This window comes from Streptomyces sp. NPDC053513 (assembly GCF_044544765.1).
GTDB classification, from domain to species: Bacteria; Actinomycetota; Actinomycetes; order Streptomycetales; family Streptomycetaceae; genus Streptomyces; species Streptomyces litmocidini.
This window is the reverse complement of record NZ_JBITXP010000015.1, coordinates 37376-59089: the sequence shown is the minus strand read 5'-3', so window position 1 is coordinate 59089 and position 21714 is coordinate 37376. Positions and strand designations below refer to the sequence as shown.

The 21714-nt window shown below is 73.5% G+C and carries 23 protein-coding genes; 14 read left to right on the top strand and 9 right to left on the bottom strand.

Features of this window, described 5'->3' with window-relative positions:
• Window positions 1-45 precede the first annotated feature (45 nt).
• Window positions 46-1683, top strand: a complete 1638-nt coding sequence (locus ACIGW4_RS24640; RefSeq protein ID WP_398714291.1) for a DNA repair helicase XPB — start codon at window positions 46-48, stop codon at window positions 1681-1683.
• A gap of 55 nt (window positions 1684-1738) precedes the next feature.
• Here the strand turns inward: ACIGW4_RS24640 and ACIGW4_RS24635 are convergent, their stop codons facing one another.
• Together ACIGW4_RS24635 and ACIGW4_RS24630 are read right to left on the bottom strand one after the other, a co-directional pair.
• On the bottom strand, window positions 1739-3073 hold the full coding sequence (locus ACIGW4_RS24635; protein ID WP_399582871.1) for a hypothetical protein: 1335 nt from the start codon (window positions 3071-3073) through the stop codon (window positions 1739-1741).
• 109 nt (window positions 3074-3182) lie between these two features.
• Window positions 3183-3386, bottom strand: coding sequence for a hypothetical protein (locus ACIGW4_RS24630; protein WP_260174429.1), 204 nt, complete (start codon window positions 3384-3386; stop codon window positions 3183-3185).
• A gap of 426 nt (window positions 3387-3812) precedes the next feature.
• On the opposite strand from ACIGW4_RS24630, the gene ACIGW4_RS24625 reads away from it, so the two are divergent.
• Both ACIGW4_RS24625 and ACIGW4_RS24620 read left to right on the top strand, forming a co-directional pair.
• Window positions 3813-5864: a HelD family protein gene (locus tag ACIGW4_RS24625; protein ID WP_399582870.1), complete on the top strand. Its 2052-nt coding sequence runs from the start codon at window positions 3813-3815 to the stop codon at window positions 5862-5864.
• Window positions 5861-6265 carry a VOC family protein gene (locus tag ACIGW4_RS24620; protein WP_123454283.1) on the top strand — a complete coding sequence of 135 codons (405 nt, stop codon included), beginning with the start codon at window positions 5861-5863 and terminating at the stop codon, window positions 6263-6265. The genes ACIGW4_RS24625 and ACIGW4_RS24620 overlap by 4 nt, the downstream gene beginning before the upstream one ends.
• Window positions 6266-6280: 15 nt before the next feature.
• Here the strand turns inward: ACIGW4_RS24620 and ACIGW4_RS24615 are convergent, their stop codons facing one another.
• Together ACIGW4_RS24615 and ACIGW4_RS24610 are read right to left on the bottom strand one after the other, a co-directional pair.
• Window positions 6281-7156 carry an aminoglycoside phosphotransferase family protein gene (locus ACIGW4_RS24615; protein WP_399582869.1) on the bottom strand — a complete coding sequence of 292 codons (876 nt, stop codon included), beginning with the start codon at window positions 7154-7156 and terminating at the stop codon, window positions 6281-6283.
• Window positions 7157-7166: 10 nt separating this feature from the next.
• Window positions 7167-7787 (bottom strand): TetR/AcrR family transcriptional regulator, encoded by a 621-nt coding sequence (locus ACIGW4_RS24610; RefSeq protein ID WP_398714199.1) that lies wholly within the window; start codon window positions 7785-7787, stop codon window positions 7167-7169.
• 111 nt (window positions 7788-7898) lie between these two features.
• Between ACIGW4_RS24610 and ACIGW4_RS24605 the strand changes: the two genes are divergently transcribed.
• A complete protein-coding gene (locus ACIGW4_RS24605) occupies window positions 7899-8489 on the top strand; it encodes a DUF2867 domain-containing protein (RefSeq protein ID WP_123454277.1) in 591 nt (196 codons plus the stop codon).
• Between the two features lie 13 nt (window positions 8490-8502).
• On the opposite strand, the gene ACIGW4_RS24600 is transcribed toward ACIGW4_RS24605, so the two are convergent.
• Together ACIGW4_RS24600 and ACIGW4_RS24595 are read right to left on the bottom strand one after the other, a co-directional pair.
• On the bottom strand, window positions 8503-9192 hold the full coding sequence (locus tag ACIGW4_RS24600) for a copper homeostasis protein CutC (RefSeq protein WP_399582866.1): 690 nt from the start codon (window positions 9190-9192) through the stop codon (window positions 8503-8505).
• A 53-nt stretch (window positions 9193-9245) separates the two neighbouring features.
• Window positions 9246-10220, bottom strand: a complete 975-nt coding sequence (locus ACIGW4_RS24595) for a hypothetical protein (RefSeq protein ID WP_399582865.1) — start codon at window positions 10218-10220, stop codon at window positions 9246-9248.
• Between the two features lie 187 nt (window positions 10221-10407).
• Here ACIGW4_RS24595 and ACIGW4_RS24590 point away from each other — a divergent pair, with 187 nt between their 5' ends.
• From ACIGW4_RS24590 to ACIGW4_RS24580, 3 genes are all read left to right on the top strand, one after another.
• Complete coding sequence (locus tag ACIGW4_RS24590; protein ID WP_041130551.1) at window positions 10408-10689, top strand: heavy-metal-associated domain-containing protein; 282 nt, start codon at window positions 10408-10410, stop codon at window positions 10687-10689.
• Window positions 10690-10852: 163 nt separating this feature from the next.
• Complete coding sequence (locus ACIGW4_RS24585) at window positions 10853-13117, top strand: cation-translocating P-type ATPase (RefSeq protein WP_123454271.1); 2265 nt, start codon at window positions 10853-10855, stop codon at window positions 13115-13117.
• A 42-nt stretch (window positions 13118-13159) separates the two neighbouring features.
• Window positions 13160-13441 carry a metal-sensitive transcriptional regulator gene (locus tag ACIGW4_RS24580; protein ID WP_015035316.1) on the top strand — a complete coding sequence of 94 codons (282 nt, stop codon included), beginning with the start codon at window positions 13160-13162 and terminating at the stop codon, window positions 13439-13441.
• 18 nt (window positions 13442-13459) lie between these two features.
• Here the strand turns inward: ACIGW4_RS24580 and ACIGW4_RS24575 are convergent, their stop codons facing one another.
• Entirely contained in the window at window positions 13460-13615 is a 156-nt protein-coding gene (locus tag ACIGW4_RS24575) for a hypothetical protein (RefSeq protein ID WP_398714192.1), read from the bottom strand.
• An 83-nt stretch (window positions 13616-13698) separates the two neighbouring features.
• On the opposite strand from ACIGW4_RS24575, the gene ACIGW4_RS24570 reads away from it, so the two are divergent.
• The 7 genes from ACIGW4_RS24570 to ACIGW4_RS24540 all read left to right on the top strand — a co-directional run bounded on the left by ACIGW4_RS24570 (window position 13699) and on the right by ACIGW4_RS24540 (window position 19745).
• Window positions 13699-14106 (top strand): BlaI/MecI/CopY family transcriptional regulator, encoded by a 408-nt coding sequence (locus tag ACIGW4_RS24570; protein ID WP_399582862.1) that lies wholly within the window; start codon window positions 13699-13701, stop codon window positions 14104-14106.
• Window positions 14103-15020, top strand: a complete 918-nt coding sequence (locus tag ACIGW4_RS24565) for a M56 family metallopeptidase (protein ID WP_123454269.1) — start codon at window positions 14103-14105, stop codon at window positions 15018-15020. Before ACIGW4_RS24570 ends, ACIGW4_RS24565 begins: the two co-directional genes overlap by 4 nt.
• A 116-nt stretch (window positions 15021-15136) precedes the next feature.
• Window positions 15137-15619 carry an N-acetyltransferase gene (locus ACIGW4_RS24560; RefSeq protein WP_123454267.1) on the top strand — a complete coding sequence of 161 codons (483 nt, stop codon included), beginning with the start codon at window positions 15137-15139 and terminating at the stop codon, window positions 15617-15619.
• A gap of 252 nt (window positions 15620-15871) precedes the next feature.
• On the top strand, window positions 15872-16732 hold the full coding sequence (locus ACIGW4_RS24555; RefSeq protein WP_359591560.1) for a methyltransferase domain-containing protein: 861 nt from the start codon (window positions 15872-15874) through the stop codon (window positions 16730-16732).
• A gap of 214 nt (window positions 16733-16946) precedes the next feature.
• Complete coding sequence (locus ACIGW4_RS24550; RefSeq protein ID WP_260174427.1) at window positions 16947-17387, top strand: Fur family transcriptional regulator; 441 nt, start codon at window positions 16947-16949, stop codon at window positions 17385-17387.
• Between the two features lie 131 nt (window positions 17388-17518).
• The gene (locus ACIGW4_RS24545; protein WP_399582860.1) at window positions 17519-18550 is read left to right on the top strand and encodes a LuxR C-terminal-related transcriptional regulator; all 1032 of its coding nucleotides are present in this window, start codon (window positions 17519-17521) and stop codon (window positions 18548-18550) included.
• A 142-nt stretch (window positions 18551-18692) separates the two neighbouring features.
• The gene (locus tag ACIGW4_RS24540) at window positions 18693-19745 is read left to right on the top strand and encodes a helix-turn-helix transcriptional regulator (RefSeq protein ID WP_123454259.1); all 1053 of its coding nucleotides are present in this window, start codon (window positions 18693-18695) and stop codon (window positions 19743-19745) included.
• A 216-nt stretch (window positions 19746-19961) separates the two neighbouring features.
• On the opposite strand, the gene ACIGW4_RS24535 is transcribed toward ACIGW4_RS24540, so the two are convergent.
• Together ACIGW4_RS24535 and mshA are read right to left on the bottom strand one after the other, a co-directional pair.
• Window positions 19962-20162, bottom strand: coding sequence for a hypothetical protein (locus ACIGW4_RS24535; protein ID WP_123454257.1), 201 nt, complete (start codon window positions 20160-20162; stop codon window positions 19962-19964).
• A 217-nt stretch (window positions 20163-20379) separates the two neighbouring features.
• Entirely contained in the window at window positions 20380-21690 is a 1311-nt protein-coding gene (gene mshA, locus ACIGW4_RS24530) for a D-inositol-3-phosphate glycosyltransferase (protein WP_399582958.1), read from the bottom strand.
• Between the last annotated feature and the right edge of the window lie 24 nt (window positions 21691-21714).

Genomic DNA, 21714 nt, shown 5'->3' with positions numbered 1-21714 from the left:
GGATTGGCCGTCACCGAAAGCGGCCCGGGAAGGACCAGATCGCACGTGAATGGGCCACTCATCGTCCAGAGCGACAAGACGCTGCTCCTGGAGGTCGACCACGAGCTCGCCGAGGCCTGCCGTCGGGCCATCGCGCCGTTCGCGGAGCTGGAGCGGGCGCCGGAGCACATCCACACCTACCGGGTGACGCCGCTGGGGCTGTGGAACGCGCGGGCCGCGGGGCACGACGCCGAGCAGGTCGTCGACGCGCTCGTCGAGTACTCGCGCTACCCCGTGCCGCACGCGCTGCTCGTCGACATCGCCGAGACCATGGCCCGGTACGGGCGGCTCACGCTCTCCAAGCACCCCACGCACGGGCTCGTGCTGACCACGACCGACCGGCCCGTCCTGGAGGAGATCCTCCGGTCCAAGAAGGTGCAGCCGCTGGTCGGGGCGCGGATCGACCCGGACACCGTGGCCGTGCACCCATCCGAGCGCGGGCAGATCAAGCAGACGCTGCTGAAGCTGGGCTGGCCGGCCGAGGACCTCGCCGGGTACGTGGACGGCGAGGCGCACCGGATCGACCTGGCCGAGGACGGCTGGTCGCTGCGCCCGTACCAGAAGCAGGCCGTCGACGGCTTCTGGCACGGCGGCTCCGGTGTCGTCGTGCTGCCCTGTGGCGCGGGCAAGACGCTGGTCGGGGCCGGGGCGATGGCGCAGGCGAAGGCGACGACGCTGATCCTCGTCACGAACACGGTCTCCGCCCGGCAGTGGAAGCACGAGCTGGTGAAGCGGACCTCGCTGACCGAGGACGAGATCGGCGAGTACAGCGGCACCCGCAAGGAGATCCGTCCGGTCACCATCGCCACGTACCAGGTGCTGACGACGAAGCGGAAGGGGATCTATCCCCACCTGGAGCTCTTCGACTCCCGGGACTGGGGGCTCATCGTCTACGACGAGGTGCACCTGCTGCCCGCGCCGGTCTTCAAGTTCACCGCCGATCTGCAGGCGCGGCGGCGGCTCGGGCTGACCGCGACGCTCGTGCGGGAGGACGGGCGGGAGTCCGACGTGTTCTCGCTGATCGGTCCGAAGCGGTTCGACGCGCCGTGGAAGGAGATCGAGGCGCAGGGGTACATCGCGCCCGCCGACTGCGTCGAGGTGCGGGTGAACCTGACCGACTCGGAGCGGCTCGCGTACGCGACGGCCGAGGCGGAGGAGAAGTACCGCTTCTGCGCGACGACGGCGACGAAGCGGAAGGTGACGGAGGCCCTGGTGAAGAAGTTCGCCGGGCAGCAGATCCTCGTCATCGGGCAGTACATCGACCAGCTGGACGAGCTCGGCGCGCACCTGGACGCGCCGGTCATCAAGGGCGAGACCTCGAACGCGCAGCGGGAGAAGCTCTTCGACGCGTTCCGCAACGGCGAGATCAACGTGCTCGTGGTGTCGAAGGTCGCGAACTTCTCGATCGACCTGCCGGAGGCGACGGTCGCCATCCAGGTGTCGGGCACCTTCGGTTCCCGCCAGGAGGAGGCGCAGCGCCTGGGCCGGGTGCTGCGGCCGAAGGCGGACGGCCACCAGGCGCACTTCTACTCGGTGGTCGCGCGGGACACGATCGACCAGGACTTCGCGGCGCACCGGCAGCGCTTCCTGGCGGAGCAGGGGTACGCGTACCGGATCGTGGACGCGGACGAGCTGCTGGGCTGAGGCCGAGCCCGGGGAGGAGCGGAGGGTCCCGCACCGGGGCCCTCCGCTCCGTTCGTCAGACCGCCGGGTTCAGGACCAGCTTCGCCTTGTCGTTGTCGGCGTTCGGGTCGAACGGGAAGCCCGTGCCGTACGGCGGGTTCAGGACGATCGCGCCCTTCGCGCCGGTGACGACCGTGTCGACGCGCAGCTCGAACGGGAAGGTCACCGTCTGCTTCTCGGCCACCCAGATCGGCAGCTGACACACGTAGCGCGGCGCGCCGGTGCGCACCTCGCCCTCCCACCAGCCGCCGTCCGCGGTGCGCGGCTCGCAGGCGTCCGGCACGGCGGTGGCGGTGGAGCCCCGCGGGACGGTGACGTCGACGGAGCCGACCGGGTCGCCCGAGCCGAGGTTGGCGATCCAGGCCGGGCCGCGGTTGCGGAAGGTCACGTCCGCGCGGACGGTCTCGCCGGCGGCGGCGGTGAGCCGCGCGCCGCGGACCGCGAAGTCCGCGGTGTTGGCGACGCCGATCGAGGCGACCGTGCCGTTGTTCCCCGGGTCGAGGTCCTCGGCGGCGCCGCGGGCGTGCACGCCGATGTCGATGCGCTCGGACAGCGCGTACGGGGCGGTCTTCGCCTGCAGCGCCGCCGGCAGGGCGAAGGAGCCGCCCGGGGCCACGACGTCGTCGAAGGTGCAGTCGATCTTGGTGATCGGCTTGATCGTGCCCTCGCCGAGCGGCTCGCTGACGCACTGCGGGGCGACGGTGCCGAGGTCGAGGCCGCGGGTGGCGTACAGGGTGACCTGGACGCCGTTCGCCGGCTCGTTGCCCCGGTTCACCGCGGAGACCGTCACCGGGACGGTGCTGCCGGGGGCGACGCCGGTCACCGGCGCGGCCTGGGTGACGACGAGGTCGGGGCCGGACGCGACGCGGACGGTGGTGGAGCCGTTGGACGCGGTCATCAGGCCGGTGTCGGTGTGGGCCGTGCCCCGGTACGTGATCTGGCCGGTGACGCCCGCCTCGGTGCCGGCGGCGGCGCGCAGCTTCACCTCCACGGAGGCTTCGCCGGTCAGCGGGACCTCGGGGAAGGAGCAGACGGCGGTGGCGCCGGACGGGGCGCAGGTGTCCGGCCAGGTGACGTCGGCGACGCCGCTCAGGCCGGAGACGTCGACGGTGAGCTCGCCGTCGGTCACGCGGACGCCGGGGTTGTCGTGGTACAGCCCCAGGCCGAGCGTGACGGCCGGGGCCTCGCCGCCGTCGACGCCCTTGGGCAGCGCGAGCTCCCAGGGGGACACGATCCACAGCTGGTCGCTGTCCGCGGCGGCCGGCGCGGCGGTCACGCCGACGGTGACCAGGCCGGCCGCGGTGGCGCACGCGGCGAGCCGCGCGAGACGGCCGAAGGAGGACTTCCTCATGATCTCCTGTGTTCCTCACTGCTTCGAAAACAGAGCGATGCGATGAGGAGACCGTCGAGGACGGCGAAGAGTTGCACGCCGGAGCGCGTGCGAGGGGATCGGGTGGGGTTCAGAGGCGCTCGGTGCGCTCGCGGGCTCCCGCGTACGTCGGGCGGGGGTCGCGGACGCCCGCCTCCGGTGGGCCGTAGTCGCCCAGGAGGGCGACCGTCGCCGCCGCGCCGCCGAAGGCGCGTATCGCGCGGAGGGCGGTGGTGAGGCGGTGGGGGCGGGCACGGGGGACGTCGGTCACGAGGGGGAAGGTCGTCGCTGCCATGCCTCCATGATGGAATCCGGACATTGCGGATACATCGGCCTGGGGGTGGAACCCCGGTCCCCCTCGCGTCGGACCCCTTCCCCTAGGGGGTGTCTTGCCGATCAGGCCGGATCAGGGAGCGGCGTCTGGTGCCGTGCATCGCAAGGCGGAGGAGGGAGGCAGTGGGGTCTCCCCTGTTCGAGCGAAGCCGAGAACTTGGGGAAGGAGCGTTGTCGACCGACGACAACGCGGCGAGGCGCGGTGCCAGACGCCGCGAGCCCGGCCTGATCGGCAAGGCACCCCCTAAGGGAAAAGGATTCGCTCCGGCCGATCGCCGGAGTTAGACTCGTCGGCTTCCCCGCCTCCCTCCGTGGAGCGCCGCCGCCCGGTCGGAAACCGGCGGCCACTCTGTCGTGTCCGCGTATCCACCTGCCCGGAGGCTTCACCGTGTCCGCATCCACCGCATCCGACGCTCCCGGTGCGCCCGACGATCCGCTCGCGCGCGAGCGCGCCCATCTGACCTCCTCCCGCGCCGCGCTGCGCGCGATGCGCGAGGACGTCGAGGCGCTCGACATCAAGGACGTCACCGCGAACTGGGTCAACTCCCTGGTGCTCGGGCGGCAGATCGAGGAGCGGATCAAGGCGCTCGCGGACCTCGCCGACACCCCGCTGTTCTTCGGGCGGCTCGACTACCTGCACACCACGCAGGAGGGGCAGCGGTTCTACATCGGGCGGCGGCACGTCCACGACGCCGACGGCGACCCGATGGTGATCGACTGGCGTGCGCCGGTCTCGCAGCCGTACTACCAGGCGTCGAAGAAGGACCCGCAGGACGTGGGGCTGCGGCGCCGCTTCGGCTACACGGGCGGCGAGCTCACCGCGTACGAGGACGAGCACCTCTCCGACCCCGAGGAGCTGGAACACACCAGCCGTCTCCTCCAGGCCGAGATCGAGCGGCCCCGCGTCGGCCCCATGCGGGACATCGTCGCCACCATCCAGCCGGAGCAGGACGGCATCGTCCGCTCCGACCTGTCCGGAACGGTGTGCGTGCAGGGAGGTCCGGGGACCGGAAAGACGGCCGTCGGCCTGCACCGTGTCGCGTACCTCCTCTACGCGCACCGGGAGCGACTCGCCCGCACCGGCACCCTGGTCATCGGGCCGAACCGTTCCTTCCTCCACTACATCGAGCAGGTCCTGCCCGCGCTCGGCGAGTTGGAGGTCCAGCAGGCGACGGTCGACGACCTCGTCGCGCACGTCGAGGTGCGGGGCACGGACGAGGCGGCGACGGCGGTCGTGAAGGGCGACGCGCGGATGGCGGAGGTGCTGCGGCGGGCGGTCCGTTCGCACGTGACGCTGCCGAAGGAGCCCCTGATGGTGGTGCGCGGTTCGCGCCGCTGGCGGGTCCCGGCGTACGAACTGGAGGAGATCGTAAGGGAGTTGCTGGACCGCGACATCCGGTACGGCGCCGCCCGCGAGGCCCTGCCGCAGCGCATCGCGCACGCCGTCCTGGTCCGGATGGAGGAGGCCGGCGAGGCGCCCGACGACCGGGTGCAGAACGCGGTCGCGCGGAACGCGGCGGTGAAGGCCGTCGTGAAGGAGTGCTGGCCGCCGGTCGAGCCGGCGAAGCTGGTGCTGCGGCTACTGAGCGACGCCGAGTTCCTCGCCGAGCACGCGGAGGGGCTGCTCACGGAGGACGAGCAGAAGCTGCTGCTGTGGGCGAAGCCGGCGCGGAGCGTGAAGGCGGCGAAGTGGTCGGCGGCGGACGCCGTCCTCATCGACGAGGCGAAGGACCTGGTGGAGCGGACGCACTCGCTCGGGCACGTGGTCCTCGACGAGGCGCAGGACCTGTCCCCCATGCAGTACCGGGCGGTGGGCCGCCGCTGCACGACCGGTTCGGCGACGGTCCTGGGCGACCTGGCGCAGGGCACGACGCCGTGGGCGACGGAGAGCTGGGCGCAGGCGCTCGGGCACCTGGGGAAGCCGGAGGCGGTGGTGGAGGAGCTGACGGCCGGTTTCCGCGTGCCGCGCGAGGTGATCGCGTACGCCTCGCGGCTCCTTCCGCACATGTCGCCGGGGCTCGCGGCGGTGGAGTCCGTGCGGGAGAACCCCGGATCCCTCGACGTCCGTCCCAGTGACGCGCTCGACGAGGACGTCGTCGCGGCCTGCGTGGAGGCGCTGGCGCACGAGGGCTCGATCGGCCTGATCGCCGCGGACGCGCGGATCGCGCCGCTCGCGGAGGCGCTGGCGGCGGCCGGTCTGGCACACCTCTCCCCCGGCGAGGAGACGACGGCCGAGTCGCGCCTCACGCTGGTCCCGGCCTCGCTCGCGAAGGGTCTGGAGTACGACTACGTGGTCCTGGACGAGCCGGCGGCCGTCGTCGACGGCGAACCGGACGAGCGGACGGGTCTGCGTCGGCTGTACGTGGCGCTGACGCGTGCGGTGTCGGGCCTGACGGTGGTCCACTCGGCGCCGCTGCCCGAGCAGTTGGGCGCGCTGTGACCGCCCGCGTCGGGGCACTGCACCACGTCGAGCTGTGGGTGGGCGACCTGGCGCGGGCCGAGCGGAGCCTCGGCTGGCTGCTCGGGGCGCTCGGCTACGCGCCCTTCCAGTCCTGGGAGGGCGGCCGGAGCTGGGCGCTCGGCTCCTGCTACCTGGTCGTCGAGCAGTCCCCGGCGCGTACGTCGGACCGGCACGACCGCCTCCGCCCGGGCCTCAACCACCTGGCCTTCCACGCGGGCGACCGGGCGGCCGTCGACGCCCTCGCGGCCGAGGCCCCGGCACACGGCTGGCGCCTGCTGTTCGCGGACCGGCATCCGTACGCGGGCGGGGACGGGCACTACGCGGCGTACCTGGAGAACGAGGACGGCTTCGAGGTGGAGCTGGTGGCGGAACCGGTGTGACCCCGGCGCGGGCCGTTACGGGGTGTCGGCGAGGGCTTCGGCGAAGGTGCGGCGGGCGACCGCGGCCAGGGCCGGGTTCTCGACGCGGTAGTACTGCTCCGTCATCAGGCCCCAGGAGAGTGCCCAGCCGTGGCCGCGCGCCCAGGTCGCGTCGTCGGCCCCGGCGGCTTCCCGGAAGAGGGGCCGGGTCTCGGCGGTGAGCAGCGTCCAGGCGCACATCATGTCGGCGGCGGGGTCTCCGGTGCCGAGGCCGCCGAAGTCGATGACGGCGGTCAGGCGTCCGGCGCGGCCGAGGAGGTTGCCGGGCAGCAGGTCGCCGTGGAGCCAGACGGGCTCCCCGTCCCACTCCGGCGCCCGCAGCACCGCTTCCCAGGCGGCCGTGGCGGCCCGGGCCGCGTCGGGGTCGTCGGCGCCGAGCGCGAGGATCGCCTCCCGCGTCTCCGCGTCGCGCCCGCCCACCGGACCGCCCCGCCAGGAGGCGGGACCGCCGGTCGCGTCGACGGCGCGCAGGGAGGCGCCGAAGCGGCCCAACTCGACGGCGGCGTGGGTGAGATCGGTGAGCGGGACGTCGTACGCGTCGTCGCCGTCCAGCCAGGCGAACACCGACCACGCCCGGTCGTACCCCTCGCCCGGCACTCCCCGCCCGACCGGCACGGGCACGGGCAGGGTCAGGTGCGGCGCGAGGCGGGGCAGCCAGCGCTGCTCCTTCTCGGCCTGCCCGACGGCCCAGTCGGCCTTCGGGAGCCGTACGGCGAGGTCGTCGCCGAGCCGGAACACGGCGTTGTCGGTGCCGGCGGAGTCCACCTCCCGCACGGGAAGCCCCGCCCAGTCGGGGAACTGGGCGGCGATCAGCCGTTCGACGAGGGCGGTGTCGATGGCGGGGGCGGTCATGAGGGTGAAGCTAGCCGTCAAGGTCCTTCCGGGCCACGGGATTTCGACGGACGCCACGGGATGTCGGCGGCTCCTCCGGCCGGTCCAGGATCAGGTCGCCCGCGCGGGCGAGGACCTCGGTGCGGGTGCGGCCCCGGTGGTCGGCGGCGAGGAAGTGGTGGCCGATGGCCACGCAGAAGGCGATGAGGGAGCGGGCCTCGACCTCGTCGGGGTCGGCGCAGAAGGTGCCGATCATCTCGCGGAGCAGTTCCATGCGCCGGTTGTCGACGCGGCGCAGGCGGGCGGCGACGGTCTCGTCGCGCCGGGCCCAGTCGCGGACGGCGAGGTCGATGGGGCGCAGCCGGTCGCCGGAGAAGGTGAGCATGCCGGCGAGGGTGATGAGGGCTCTCGGGTCGCCGTCCGGTTCCTGCCGGACGCGGTCGACGACCTGGTCGGCGGCTTCCCGTTCCCAGGTGTCGAGCATGGCGGCGAGGAGGGCGTCGCGGTCGGCGAAGTGGCCGTAGAAGCCGCCTTTGGTGACGCCGAGGCGTTTGGCGAGGGCTTCGACGCGGACGGCGTCGGGCCCGCCGTCGGCGAGGACGGCCAGTCCCTCCTCGACCCAGCGTTCGCGGGGTGTGCGTGCGGCGCCCACGGTGTGTCCTCCCTCACTCGCCGACCGAATATACGCCTCCGTACATCAGGTCTGGCATCGTTGGCCTCGTCGTTATACGCAAGCGTATAGAACTGGGAAGGCGGCAGCGCCATGAAGCTCCCCGTCACCGAACACACCACCCGGCCGTGGCGGATCCACGCGTTCGTCCCCGACTTCACGACCGAGGACGTCTGGTCCTTCCGCACCCCGGGCGCCGGGCCCGACGACTTCCCGCACGTGCTCGCGGCGATCGCCGCCGGCGCCGCCCTCGGCCAGGAGACCGGGCCGGCGAGGTTCCTCTTCGCGGTGCGCTGGAAGCTGGGCGCCCTGCTCGGCTGGGACAAGCCCCGGGCGGGCATCGGCCCACGGGTCCGGTCGCTCCGCACGCGCATGCCGGAGGACCTGACGGCGACGGCGGAGCACGTCCTCGGCCCGGGCCCGTTCCTGCCCCTGTACAGGCTGCCCGACGAGTGCGCCCTCGAACTGGCGAACGGGACCGTGCACGCGGTGATGCACCTGGGCTGGGTGGAGGCGCCCGACGGCGGCCACGAGCTGCGCATGGCGGTGCTGGTGAAGCCCAACGGCCGCCTCGGCCGCCTCTACATGTCCCTGATCGCCCCCTTCCGGTACCTCGTCGTCTACCCGGCGATGACCCGGCAGTGGGAGGCCGCCTGGCGGGACCGGGAGCGCCTGCTCGGGTGAGGGCGGCCGGGACCTACCCGTCGATCGCCTCGCGCCACGTCCGTACCGCTTCCGCCGCGACCGGGTGGGCCCAGCCCCGGGGGCGGGCCGCGCCGCCGATGTGGAAGGCGGTGAGGCCGGCCGCGCGGAGGGCGGGGAGGTGGTCGAGGCGGAGGCCGCCGCCGACGAGGATCCGGGCCTCGTAGCCCGGTTCGCCCGCGTGGGCGGCTTCGGCGCGGAGGGTCGGCAGGCCGTCGTCGACGCCGGTCGCCGCGCCGGCCGTCAGGTAGGTGTCGAGGCCGGGCAGGTCGGCGAGGAGCTTGCGCAGGCCGTCGCGGTCGGCGGCGCGGTCGATCGCCCGGTGGAAGGTCCAGTGGCAACCGTCCAGGACGGCGATCAGGCGCTCGACGGCCACCAGGTCCGGTTCGCCGTCGGGGGTGAGGAAGCCGAGGACGAATTCGGTCGCGCCCGCCGAGCGGAGTTCCTCCGCCCGGCCGACCAGGGCGTCGACGTCGCCGGCCGCGAAGCCGTCGGCGAGGCGGAGCATCACGCGCAGCGGGATGTCGACGGCCGCCCGGATGGCGGCGAAGGACGCCGTGGACGGGGTGAGCCCGTCCGCCGCCATGTCGGTGACGAGTTCGAGCCGGTCGGCGCCACCGGTCTGGGCGGCGACCGCGTCCTCCTCGTCGAGGGCGATCACCTCAAGCACTGCACGGTCGGTCATCGCGCCCGTTCCTCCATGAATGACGGCTCTACAGGTCTAGTCCAATGTCCAGACTAGCCGTGCGCGTGCTCTCCTGCACCGTGCCCCGCCTCACCCGTTCCACTCGCGGCCGGAGCGGGGGCCGGGGCGGGGGCCCTGCCCGTCGCTCCCGCCTTCACCGTGAAGGCCGCCGTGCGGACCTTCCCCTCGTGCTGGAAGTCGAGGAAGAGGCGGTACGTGCCCGCGCTGGGCGCCGTCGCCGTGAAGGAGACGTCCGGGCCGGGGCCGCCCTCGTTCGGGTGCACGTGGAGGTAGGCGAGGTCGCCGTCGCGCAGGGCGACGAGGTGTCCGTACGCGCCGAGGTAGGGCTCCAGGTCGGTGACCGGCTTCCCGCCCTTGGTGACGGTGAGCCTCAACTCGCCCGCCCTGCCCGGGTCCAGGACTCCGCCCAGGCGGACCTGGTAGCCGTCCACGGTCGCGGTCGGGGCCACGGCGGGCAGCGGCTTCGGGGCGTACGCCCCCGGGACCGCGAGGTCGGCGCCGAGCGTGACGCCCTTCGCCGCGGCCGCCGGCTTGAAGTCGGCGAAGGCCTTGTAACCACCGGCGGCGGGCAGGTCCGCGTCCACCGACCAGGTGCCGTCGGCGGCCTTCACCGGGTGCAGGTGGCGGAAGGTGTTGAGGTCGCGCGAGGCGACGATGAAGTGCAGCTCCTTGCCGTGCTCGGTGGTGAAGGCGGTGACCTTCCTGCCGGCCGCGTCCCTGACGGAGAACTTCAGGGTGCTGCGGCCGACGGCGGGGGTGGGGGTCTCCAGGGCGAGGGTGTAGCCGTCCTGGGAGACCTGGAGGCCGCCGGGGAGGTCCGGGGCCGGGGCGGTGGCGCCCTCCTCGTGGCCCTCGTGGCCGCCGGCCGGGGCCGCCTCCGCGTGGTCGCCGTGCTCCGCCTTCTTCGGCTCCTCGACGGGGCCGACCCCCTTGCCGACCCCGTACGCGGTCCCGAAGGTCGCGGCGAGCGCGGCGGCAAAGGCGGTGATCTTCACTCCGGTGTTCATGACTGCTCTCCGTACGTGTGGGGTGGCGTGGTCCTTCGTGCGTCCGATGCACTTCACCATACCCCTGGGGGGTATCAAGTCAAGTCACTCCCCCACTTGCACCGGATACCACTGGGGGGTATACATGACCTCACAACCAGATACCCCCCGAGGGTATCCGGACGAGGAACCGACCGAGGAGGAAGCCATGGGCTCCTGCTGCACCCCCGACAACAGCTGCTCGACCACGGAGACCACCGCCGTCGCGGTCGCCGACAGCACCGTGACCGTCTACGCCGTCTCCGGCATGACGTGCGGCCATTGCAAGAGCGCGATCACCAAGTCCGTCAGCGCCCTCGACGGCGTCATCTCCGTCGACGTCGACGTCGCCGGCGGCCTGGTGACCGTGACCACCGGCGGCGAGCCCGACGACGCCGCGATCACCGCGGCCGTCGACGACGCGGGCTACGAGCTGACCGGCCGGGCCTGATCCGCCGCCGGGCAGACCGGCACCCCGCCGGCGTCCCCCGTCCCGGTACCCGACGGTCCGCCCGGCAGGCGGACACCGCCCGCACCACCCCGGCCGCCGGGGTCCGCCCGCCACCACGCCCGGACCCCGGCCCCCGAACCCCGCTACACCCGAGGAGCAGGAAATGACCACGACCACTCCGGGCACCGCCCAGGTCGAGCTCGCCATCGGCGGCATGACCTGCGCCTCGTGCGCGGCCCGCATCGAGAAGAAGCTCAACCGCATGGACGGGGTCGAGGCCACCGTCAACTACGCCACCGAGAAGGCGAAGGTCACCTTCGACGCCGACATCGCCGTCGCCGACCTGATCGCCACCGTCGAGGCCACCGGCTACACCGCCCAGGAGCCCGAGCCGCCGAAGAGCGGGACGCCCGGCGCCGAGGGCCCCACCGACGAGGAGAAGGCCGACGAGGAGCTGCGGCCCCTGAAGCAGCGGCTGGTCACCGCCGTCTCGCTCGCCGTGCCCGTCATCGCGATGGCGATGGTCCCGGCGCTCCAGATCGAGTACTGGCAGTGGCTGAGCCTCACGCTCGCCGCCCCGGTCGTCGTCTACGCCGCCTGGCCCTTCCACAAGGCCGCCTGGACCAACGCCAAGCACGGCGCGGCCACCATGGACACCCTGATCTCGGTCGGCACGATCGCCGCGTTCCTCTGGTCGCTGTGGGCGCTGTTCTTCGGCACGGCCGGCACGCCCGGCATGACGCACCCCTTCGAGTTCACGATCGCCCGCACCGACGGCGCCGGGAACATCTACCTGGAGGCCGCGGCCGGCGTCACCGCCTTCATCCTGGCCGGCCGGTACTTCGAGGCCCGCTCGAAGCGCAAGGCGGGCGCCGCGCTCAAGGCGCTGATGCAGCTGGGCGCCAAGGAGGTGACCGTTCTGAGGAACGGCCGCGAGGTCACCGTGCCGACCGCCGAACTCCAGGTCGGGGACCGCTTCCTGGTCCGCCCCGGCGAGAAGATCGCCACGGACGGCACGGTCGTCGAAGGGTCCTCCGCCGTCGACGCCTCCATGCTCACCGGCGAGTCCGTGCCCGTCGAGGTCGGGGTCGGCGACTCCGTCACCGGCGCCACCCTGAACGCCGGCGGCCGCCTGGTCGTCGAGGCCACCCGCGTCGGCTCCGACACCCAGCTCGCCCGCATGGCGAAGCTCGTCGAGGACGCGCAGAACGGCAAGGCCGCCGCCCAGCGCCTCGCCGACAAGATCTCGGCCGTCTTCGTGCCGATCGTCATCGCCCTCGCGCTCGGCACCCTCGGCTTCTGGCTGGGTACGGGACAGGGGCTGACCGCCGCGTTCACCGCCGCCGTCGCCGTCCTGATCATCGCCTGCCCCTGCGCCCTCGGCCTGGCCACCCCGACCGCCCTCATGGTCGGCACCGGCCGCGGCGCCCAGCTCGGCATCCTCATCAAGGGCCCCGAGGTCCTGGAGACCACCCGCAAGGTCGACACGATCGTCCTCGACAAGACCGGCACCGTCACCACCGGCCGCATGACCCTCATCAAGGTCCACACCGCCGAGGGCACCGACGAGACCGACGTCCTGCGCCTGGCCGGCGCCCTGGAGCACTCCTCCGAGCACCCCATCGCCCAGGCCGTCGCCACCGGCGCCGCCGCCAAGGTCGGCACCCTGCCCACCCCCGAGGACTTCGCCAACGTCCCCGGGCTCGGCGTCCAGGGCGTCGTCGAGGGCCACGCCGTCCTCGTCGGCCGCGAGAAGCTGCTCGAAGAGTGGGCGATGGAGCTGCCCGCCGGGCTCAGGTCCGCGAAGGACGAGGCCGAGAAGGCCGGCAAGACGGCCATCGCGGTCGCCTGGGACGGGAAGGCCCGCGCGGTCCTGGAGGTCGCCGACGCCGTCAAGGAGACCAGCGCCGAGGCCGTCAAGCGGCTCCGCGCGCTCGGCCTGACGCCGATCCTGCTCACCGGTGACAACAAGGCGGTCGCCGAGGCCGTCGCCGCCGAGGTCGGCATCGACGAGGTCATCGCCGAGGTCATGCCGCAGGACAAGGTCGACGTGGTCAAGCGCCTCCAGGGCGAGGGACGTTCGGTCGCCATGGTCGGCGACGGCGTGAACGACGCCGCCGCGCTCGCCCAGGCGGACCTGGGGCTCGCGATGGGCACGGGCACGGACGCCGCCATCGAGGCCGGCGACCTGACCCTCGTACGGGGAGACCTGCGGGCCGCGGCCGACGCGATCCGGCTCTCCCGCAGGACCCTCGGCACCATCCGCTCCAACCTCTTCTGGGCCTTCGCCTACAACGTGGCCGCCCTGCCGCTCGCCGCGGCCGGACTGCTCAACCCGATGATCGCGGGCGCCGCCATGGCCTTCTCCTCGGTCTTCGTGGTCGGCAACAGCCTCCGCCTGCGGGGCTTCCAGGCCGCCGACCGCTGATCATTCCCGCCCTGTGAACCCCTGATCCCCGAGGAGCCCGTCGTGGCCGGTTACGGACAGCACAAGGAAGACATCATCAGACGGCTGAGGCGCATCGAGGGCCAGGTCAGGGGGGTGCAGCGGATGGTGGACGAGGACGTCTACTGCATCGACGTCCTCACCCAGGTCTCCGCCATCAACGCGGCCCTCCAGTCCTGCGCGGTGGCCCTCCTGGACGAGCACCTGAGCTGCTGCGTCACGGAGGCCATCGCCCAGGGCGGGGACCAGGCGAAGGTGAAGGTGGGCGAGGCCTCCAAGGCCATCGCCCGGCTGATCCGGACCTGACGGAGACACGGACGGACATCAACCGCCCTTGCGCGAAGGGCAGTCGGCGGACAGCGTGAGGCTCAGCCGGAGACAGAGGCCGAGCAGCTCGCGGAGGAGCACCAGCTCCACCGCACCGGGGAGACCGGAGTCGCAGACCTTCGCGCAGGGGCGGTTCTTCATGAGGGTCGACATCCCGCCATCGTACCCCTGGGGGGTATACCTGGCGCGGGGAAGCGGCCCGTACGATGACAGGCCCTATGGGGGAGGGGATGCGCGTGCGCCGGCTGGGAGAGCTGGAGGCCGAGATCATGGACCGACTGTGGGCATGGCAGCGGCCCGCCACGGTCCGCGAGATCGTCGACGACATCAACCGGGGCCGCCGGGTCGCCTACACGACGGTGATGACGGTGGCGGACATCCTGCACCGCAAGGGCTGGCTCCGGCGCGAGAAGTCCGGGCGGGCCTGGCTGTACGAGCCGGTCCGCGGGCGCGAGGAGTACACGGCGGGCCTGATGCGGGACGCCCTCGGCGACAGCCGGGACCGCCCCGCCGCCCTCCTCCGCTTCGTCGAGGTCATCTCGGACGAGGACATGGCCGCCCTGGACGCGGCCCTCCGCACCGCCCGGGGCGAAGCCCCCGCCGCCCCTGACGTCCCGGACGGCCGGGCCGGAGGCCGCGCGTGAACCACCACCTCCTCGTCCCGCTCGGTCTCGCCCTCCTCACCGGCTTCGTCGTGCCCTGGCTGGTGGCCCGGGCCCGCTGGGCCCAGCAGGCGCCCCGGCTCGCCCTCGGCGTCTGGGCCGCGTGCGGCGCCGGCTTCGCCGCCGGTGCCGCGCTGCTGCCCGCCCAGCTGGTCCTGTCGGGCGACGACAGCCACCGGCTGGCGGACATGCTGTTCACGCTCCGGCCGCCCACCCTCGACCAGTTGCTGGACCTCGACGGGCGCGAAGGGCTCGCCTTCTGCCTCTCGCTCCTCGTCCTGTCGGCGCCCACCGTCGCGTTCGTGCGCCGCCTCGCCAGGGCCCGGCGGATGCGGGCGCGGCACGCGGGCGTGCTGCGGCTCGTCGGCCGGTACGACCCCGCGCTGCGGGCCACCGTCCTCGACGACGACCGGCCCGCCGTCTACTGCCTGCCGGGCCGCTCGCGCCGGGTCGTCGTCTCCTCCGGCGCGGTGCACGCCCTGACGCCCGCCCAGCTCGCCGCGGCCCTCGCGCACGAGCGGGCGCACATCGCGGGCCGGCACCACCTCCTCGTCGCGGCGGCGGAGGCCTTCGCGGTCGTCTTCCCGCGCCTCCCGCTCGCGCGCCACGGCGGGCCCGCCGTACCCCTGCTGCTCGAAATGGCCGCGGACGACCGGGCGTTGCGCCGGTGCACGCGGGACGCGCTGGCGACGGCGCTGTACGCGCTGGCCTCGGGGCGGGCGCCGCGGTCCGCGTTCGGGGCGGGCGGCCCCTCGGCGGCACTGCGGATGCGGCGCATCCTCACCCCGTACAGCGCGGGACACCCCGTGCTGTACGGGGTGCTGACGATCGCGGCGGCGGGGCTCGCGATGGCCCCCCTGGTCATCGCGTGCTGCTCGTTCCCCGGGAATACGTGAACACCGTTATTTACTAAGCGAATTCGTAGATTTCGCATCGGTCACGGATCACGGAATACGCCGCTATTGTGGGTACGTTGGGGCTCGGACTCGGCACGTCGAAGGGTGCACAACCAATGCAGCTCGCCGGCGTTCGTACGGCAGCGGCCGGCGACGCGACCACGATATCCAGACTGCTTGCCGACACCATCCGGAGCAGCTACGCCGGAATACTGGACGAAATCCCGATGCGCCGGCTGATCTCCGCCCAATGCGCCCTCCCCCGCATACGCGCGGAAATTGAAATTCCGGGAGGCGCGCCCGGCTGGCTCGGCTGGCTGGTCGCCACGGGCCCGGAGGGCGCGGTCGTCGGCGTCGCCGCCGGTGGCGTCCCGGTACCGGGCGAGGGCGAGGTGTACGCGCTGGCGGTGGAGCCCGGCGCGCGCCGGGCCGGCGTCGGCACGGCCCTGCTCGCCGCCGCGACCGAGCGGATGCGCGGCTACGGGGCCCGGGAGCAGCGCGTGGAGCTCCCGGCGGAGGCCGACCCGGCGCTCCCCTTCTACGCCCGCCTCGGCTTCGCGGCGCTCTCCCCGAGGCGGTGGAGCCGGCCGCTCGACTGACCGGCCCCCCTCCTCCGGCCGCTCGACCGGCCGGCCGCCCTCCTCCGGCCGCTCGGCCGAAGCCCACCGTGGCAGATCCACGCCATCGCGTGTTCACGCAGCCCGATCCGGTGGATCGGGGGTTCGCTCCCAGGTCAGGATGGGTTCAGCGGCGCGGGCCCGGCGGCACGGGTACCTCGCGTCCGGACGGCATGGACCGAGCGAGCCCCTGGAGGAGCGATGCACACACCGAGCGGCACTTCCCTGCCCGTCGTGCCCGCAGCGCTCGCTCCGGTCCTGCCGTCCCGATACGGCCTCGGCCAGGAGCCCGCCCCCGGCGCCGGCGTCCGGGTCACCGCCGACACCCTCCCCGGGCTCGAATCGGTCTCCCCCGCCGACGAGGGCTCGGTCTGGCTGCACGACGCCCTGCTCGGCCCGCACAGCGCGGACATCGTCCGCTACCTCAGCCTCGCCCGCTCCACCGGCGGACCCGTCCTCGACCTCGGCTCCGGCGCCGGGCGGCTCGCCGTCCCGTTCGCCCGGCACGGCTTCGCCGTGGAAGCCGTGGACCGGGACGCCTCGGCCCTGGAGCGCCTCGAAGGCTGGGCCCGCCGGATCGGCCCGCAGGTGGCCGGGCTCGTCGTCACCCACCGCGCGGACCTGACCGAGCTCCGCCTGGAGGGCAGCTACCGGCTGGCGCTGCTCGCGGGCGCGATGGTCTCGGCCGTCCCGCCGGCCAGCCGGCCGGAGCTGCTGCGCGAGGTCGCCGCCCACCTGGAGACGGGCGGGGCGCTCGCCCTCGACTACACCGCGCACCAGCTGCCGGGGCTGATCGCGGAGCCGCGGCGGACCTGGGCGTTCCAGGTGCCGCGCTTCGACGGCATCGACGAGTGGGTGGTGGCCCGGCAGGTCTTCGACCTGCCGTCGATGAGCGAGCGGATCACGTACTACGCCGCCAGGACCGGCAAGCTCTCCTCGGAGCGGGTGGTGCTGACCACGGACAAGTGGATCGTCGATCCCGAGCGGCTCGCGGCCGAGCTGCACTCGGCGGGGCTGCACATCGAGGGCCGGCGGCGCCACCGGATCGACGAGCGGACCGAGTCCGTTCTCCTGGTGTGCAGGACGGACGACTGAGACGGGGCGGACGACCGACCCGGACCGGACGGCCGACACGGACGGTGGGCCGCCCGTACGGATACGGGCGGAGGACCGGCCTGACGGATGCGGGCGGTGGGCCGGCCTGTACGGATACGGGCGGAGGGTCGGCCGAAGAGCACCTGCCGAGGTTGACGAGCAAGAGGTACGATGCCCACAAAAGTTTGGGCCGACCAGGTGGCGGGCGGAGAAGATGGCAGTCGTGGAAGAGCTGACGGGCCGCGAGGCGGTGATCCAGCGCCTGCGCGACGTCGGGCTGCGGGTCACGGGTCCGCGCCTGGAGGTGCTCACGGTGCTCGCCGCCGGCGGCCATCTGGACGTCGAGGCGATCACCACGACGGCCCGCGAGCGGCTCGGCACGCTGACCAGCCAGGCCGTCTACGAGATGCTGCGGCACTTCCAGGAGACCGGCCTGGTCGCCAAGTTCGACCGGCCCGGCCTGCCCGCCGTGTTCGAGATCTCCGGGCCGCCCCACCAGCACGCCCTGTGCACCGCGTGCGGCCGCGTGGAGAACGTCTCCGCGACCGCGCCGGAGCCGCCCCGCGGCGCCCTGCCGCGGTGGCGGGTGGACGACGCGGAGGTCGTCTTCCGGGGTCTGTGCCCCGACTGCCGGGCGGCCGGATCCGGCGCCTGAGCCGCCGTCACCGCTCCGCGTGCCCGTCCTTCCGGCCCCGATCAACTCCGTGCGTGTCGTTCGATTTTGTGGCAGGGTCTAGCGGGGCGATTCGACAGGGTCCGCCGGATCCGAGGGGAGTCTGCTGCGCCGTGTCCAGAAACGCCGCCGTGTCCCGGGCGGGGAGCGATCAGGCTCTCGCCGTCTACCAGGAGCTCCGCGCCCGCCCCGAGGCCGGCTTCGACGAGGTCGCCGACCGTCTCGACCTCTCCCCCGACGAGCGGGAGCGATGTCGCGGCGAACTCGCCTCCTTAGGACTCACCGCCGCCCCCGAGGCCCCGGGCCCGAACCCCCGCCCCGTCGTCCTCGACCCGGACGTCGCCCTGCTGCGGCTGCTGCGCCGGGAGCGCGACCGGCTCCAGGAGCGGCTCGCCGCGACCAGCCGCGCGCACACCGCCCTCGAAGCCCTCGCCGGGCCGTTCCTGCGGGCCGGGGCCGCGCCCCGCTCCGAGGTCGAGGTCGAGATCGTGACCGATCCGCAGCGGGTGGCGCGGGAGCTGGCGGACCTGACCGGGTCCGTCCGGACCGCCGTCCACGTCATGCACACCGGGTCCGTACGGCGCGAGGACATGGCCGCCGAGCTGGAGCGGGACCGCTCCCGGGCCGCCCGCGGGGTGCGGGTCCGCGCCATGTACAGCCGCCGGGTCGGCACCGTGCCCGAGATGACCCAGCACCTGGAGGACCGGGCGGCGCTCGGCGTGGAGCTGCGCCTCTCCCCCGTCGTCCCGATGAACATGGTCCTCGCCGACGAGAACTTCGCCCTGCTGCCGACGGACCCGCACGACCCGGACTCGCCCGTCATCCTCGCCCGCGGGCCGGGTCTGGTCCGCTCGTACCTCGCGCTGTACGAGTACTGCTGGCAGGCGGCCGCCCGGTACGGCGAGGAGCCCGGGGAGTCCGGCGGCGACGGCCTGTCGGACCAGCAGCGGGTCGCGCTGCAGATGCTCGCCTCGGGCATCAAGGACGAGCAGATCGCGCGCAACCTCGGCGTCTCGCTGCGGACGGTGAGCCGGCTGCTGTCCGAGGTCATGCAGGAGCTGGGGGCGGCGAGTCGCTTCGAGGCCGGCGTCAAGGCGGCCCGGCTCGGGCTGCTCGACGGCGAGGGGCCGGAACCCGTGGGCTAGTGCGAGGAGTTCGGATGTCATGGGGGACGCGCACGGCCCACGGGGGCCGCGCGGGCCGCGGAAAACGCACGACGGAATCCCGCTGCGCCGTATGACGGGGTGAGGGCGGGGTCGACTCGGAGGATGAGGGGGTCACTTCGCCATGGTCACCGCGGGCGACGGCACGGGGGACGGCACGACCGACGTCCTGCTTGCCGTGTACCAGGAGCTGCGCCGCCGGGGCGTCTCGGACTTCGAGGAGGTCCGCGGGGAACTCGGGCTCGCGCCGGAGGAGTACGAGCGATGTCGCCGCGAACTCCTCTCCCTGGGCCTCATCGTGCCCACCGGGCAGGTGCACGCCACCGTCGACGCCGTACAGGACGGCAGCTGGCGGTCCGAGACGGACACGGTGGCGGCGATCGATCCGGAGATCGCGCTGCTGCGGCTCCTGGAGCGGGAGCGGGAGCGGCTGCGGGAGCACCTGGCCGAGGCGGACCAGGCGTACAGCACGCTGGAGGTGCTGGCGGGCTCCTATCTGCGGGCCGAGGCGCTGACCCGGGCGGAGGCGCACGTCGAGGCGCTGACGGACTACCGCAGGATCCAGCAGGCCATCGAGGACATCACCGACGTGATGCAGGAGAGTTCGGCCTCGATGCACCCGGGGACGCCGGGCCGGCAGAACCCGGAGCTGATGCTCGACCGGGACCGGCGGCAGCTCGCCAACGGGGTGCGGGTGCGCGCCGTCTACGGCCGGCAGGAGGCGACGGACCCGCGGATGGAGAAGTTCCTCGGGCAGCGGGCGGAGCTGGGGGTGGAGATCCGGCTCGCGCCGGTGGTGCCGATGAACCTGATCATCGCCGACCAGCAGTTCGCGCTGGTGCCGATCCGGCCCGAGGAGCCGGGCGAGGGCGCGATCCTGGCGCGGGGCAGCGCGCTGGTGCGGCCGTATCTGAGCCTGTACGAGCACTGCTGGCACACGGCGACCCCGTACGGGAACGAGGCGGCGGCGGAGGCGGGCGGTGACGGCCTGTCGGAGCAGCAGCGGGCTGCGCTGCACATGCTGGCCTCGGGGATGAAGGACGAGCGGATCGCGCGCACGCTGGGGGTGTCGCTGCGGACGGTCAGCCGGATGATCTCGGAGCTGATGCAGGAGCTGGGGGCGACGAGCCGTTTCGAGGCGGGTGCGCGGGCGGTGCGGCTCGGCTGGCTGGACTGATTCCTTTTCGGGAAGGGGCCGGTCGGGAAGGGCGGCCCTGGAAGGGCGGCCCTGGAAGGGCGGCTCGGGAATGGGCGGCGCGGGAATGCGCGGGGCCCCGCAATCGTGGCAGCGATTGCGGGGCCTCACGGTGGGGGGATCGCCCGGGGGGCCGGTCAGGGGGACCGGTCAGGGGCCGCTCAGGGGAATTCCGGGTGAATGTCCCGGGGAATTCGATCAGTTGGTGGGGGTCGGGTTCACCGGCGGGACCGGCCAGCCGTTGTCCTCCGCGACGCCGGCGACGGCGTGGGGGGTGACCGGGGCGCTGTCGGGGGAGACGGCGAAGGCGGCGCCGGCGGCGACCGCCGTACACGCCACCGCCGCGACCACGAACTGGCGGACGGCCTTGCGGATACCGGTGTTCTGCGCGACGGACATGATTCCTCCAGGACTTGGAATGTGAATTCGGACTTCCGGGGGCCCGTGCCGCCGGGCTTTCCCTGAAGACATCTCCATTCTGTCCCGGCCCCCGAATCGGATCCAGGGATTCTCCGTGCGTGGATCTGCCATGGCGTGGATGCGTCAATGCGCCATCACCACAACGGAATTGAGGCATCCGGAGCCCGCCATACCTTTGGTCGAACCAAAAGAGATGCTAGACTTGTGCTACGGCCTTCTCGTTCCTCCAGGAGAGAGGGGCCGCCGGGGCAGGGGCGTGCCGCCGCCCCTGCCCCACCCCCCGCTCCAGCGCCCCCCGGTACACCTCGACGGTCCGCGCCGCCGATGCCCGCCAGCTCATCCCGCGCGCATGACGCACCGCCGCCGCGCCCATCGTCTCCACCGCTTCCGGGTGCGTCGCGAGCATGTGCAGCCGGCGCGCGTACTCCACCGGGTCGTGGCCCCGCACGAGGAGCCCCGTCACCCCGTCCCACACCGCCGTCGGCAGCCCGCCCACCGCCGCCGCGAGCACCGGCGTCCCGCACGCCTGCGCCTCCACCGCCACCAGACCGAACGACTCGCTGCGCGACGGCACCACGAGCACGTCCGCCGCCCGGTACCAGTCCGCGAGCCGCTCCTGGCGTACGGGCGGGCAGGGCCGCAGCACGTCGGCGACCCCCAACTCCTCCGCGAGCCGCCACACCGAACCCTGCGCGGAGGCTCCCGAGTGCCCGCCCACCACCGGCACCAGGAGCCGGCGGCGCAGCCCCGGCGCCTCCCGCAGCAGCTCCGCCACCGCCCGTACGAGGACGTCCGGGCCCTTCAGGGGCTGGATGCGGCCCGCGTAGAGCGGCACGAACGCGTCGGCCGGCAGCCCGAGCCGGGCCCGCGCCGCCGCCCGCCCTCCCCCGGGCCCCGCGGCCCGGGAGGTCCCTCCACCCGGGTGGAAGGTGCGCAGGTCCACCCCGGGCCGTACGACCTCGGTCCGCGCCCCCTCCGCCCCGTACAGCGAGCGCAGCGCCTCCGCCTCGTCGGCCGTGTTCGCGATCAGCCGGTCCGCGCTGCCCACCACCTGGTGCTCGCCCCGGACGCGGAGCTCCGGCTCGGGGGTGTCGCCCTCGGCGAGCGAGGCGTTCTTCACCCGGGCCAGGGTGTGGGCGGTGTGCACGAGCGGTATCCGCCAGCCCACCGAGGCGATCCGGCCCGCCTGTCCGGAGAGCCAGTAGTGCGAGTGGACCAGGTCGTAGCGCCGCTCCTCCTTGAGCAGGGCCAGCGAGAACGGCACCACCAGGCCGGGCATGGCCTCCTTGGGCAGCGCCCGGCGCGGCCCGGCGTGCAGGTGCCGGACCCGCACGCCCGGCGCGAGCTCGACGAGCGGGGGCGCGCCCTCGCCCCGGCAGCGGGTGAACAGGTCGACCTCCAGGCCCTGTTCGGCGAGGGCGCGGGAGAGCTCGACCATGTAGACGTTCATGCCGCCGGCGTCCCCCGTCCCGGGCTGGTGGAGCGGGGAGGTGTGGACGCTGAGCATGGCGACGCGCAGGGACACGTGGGA

Excerpts from the sequence above, each read along its gene's own strand:
- ACIGW4_RS24635 (WP_399582871.1), bottom strand. The coding sequence starts at position 3,073 with ATGAGGAAGTCCTCCTTCGGCCGTCTCGCGCGGCTCGCCGCGTGCGCC.
- ACIGW4_RS24630 (WP_260174429.1), bottom strand. The coding sequence starts at position 3,386 with ATGGCAGCGACGACCTTCCCCCTCGTGACCGACGTCCCCCGTGCCCGC.
- ACIGW4_RS24615 (WP_399582869.1), bottom strand. The coding sequence starts at position 7,156 with ATGACCGCCCCCGCCATCGACACCGCCCTCGTCGAACGGCTGATCGCC.
- ACIGW4_RS24605 (WP_123454277.1), top strand. The coding sequence starts at position 7,899 with ATGAAGCTCCCCGTCACCGAACACACCACCCGGCCGTGGCGGATCCAC.
- ACIGW4_RS24600 (WP_399582866.1), bottom strand. The coding sequence starts at position 9,192 with ATGACCGACCGTGCAGTGCTTGAGGTGATCGCCCTCGACGAGGAGGAC.
- ACIGW4_RS24595 (WP_399582865.1), bottom strand. The coding sequence starts at position 10,220 with ATGAACACCGGAGTGAAGATCACCGCCTTTGCCGCCGCGCTCGCCGCG.
- ACIGW4_RS24590 (WP_041130551.1), top strand. The coding sequence starts at position 10,408 with ATGGGCTCCTGCTGCACCCCCGACAACAGCTGCTCGACCACGGAGACC.
- ACIGW4_RS24585 (WP_123454271.1), top strand. The coding sequence starts at position 10,853 with ATGACCACGACCACTCCGGGCACCGCCCAGGTCGAGCTCGCCATCGGC.
- ACIGW4_RS24575 (WP_398714192.1), bottom strand. The coding sequence starts at position 13,615 with ATGTCGACCCTCATGAAGAACCGCCCCTGCGCGAAGGTCTGCGACTCC.
- ACIGW4_RS24560 (WP_123454267.1), top strand. The coding sequence starts at position 15,137 with ATGCAGCTCGCCGGCGTTCGTACGGCAGCGGCCGGCGACGCGACCACG.
- ACIGW4_RS24550 (WP_260174427.1), top strand. The coding sequence starts at position 16,947 with ATGGCAGTCGTGGAAGAGCTGACGGGCCGCGAGGCGGTGATCCAGCGC.
- ACIGW4_RS24540 (WP_123454259.1), top strand. The coding sequence starts at position 18,693 with ATGGTCACCGCGGGCGACGGCACGGGGGACGGCACGACCGACGTCCTG.
- ACIGW4_RS24535 (WP_123454257.1), bottom strand. The coding sequence starts at position 20,162 with ATGTCCGTCGCGCAGAACACCGGTATCCGCAAGGCCGTCCGCCAGTTC.
- mshA (WP_399582958.1), bottom strand. The coding sequence starts at position 21,690 with ATGCTCAGCGTCCACACCTCCCCGCTCCACCAGCCCGGGACGGGGGAC.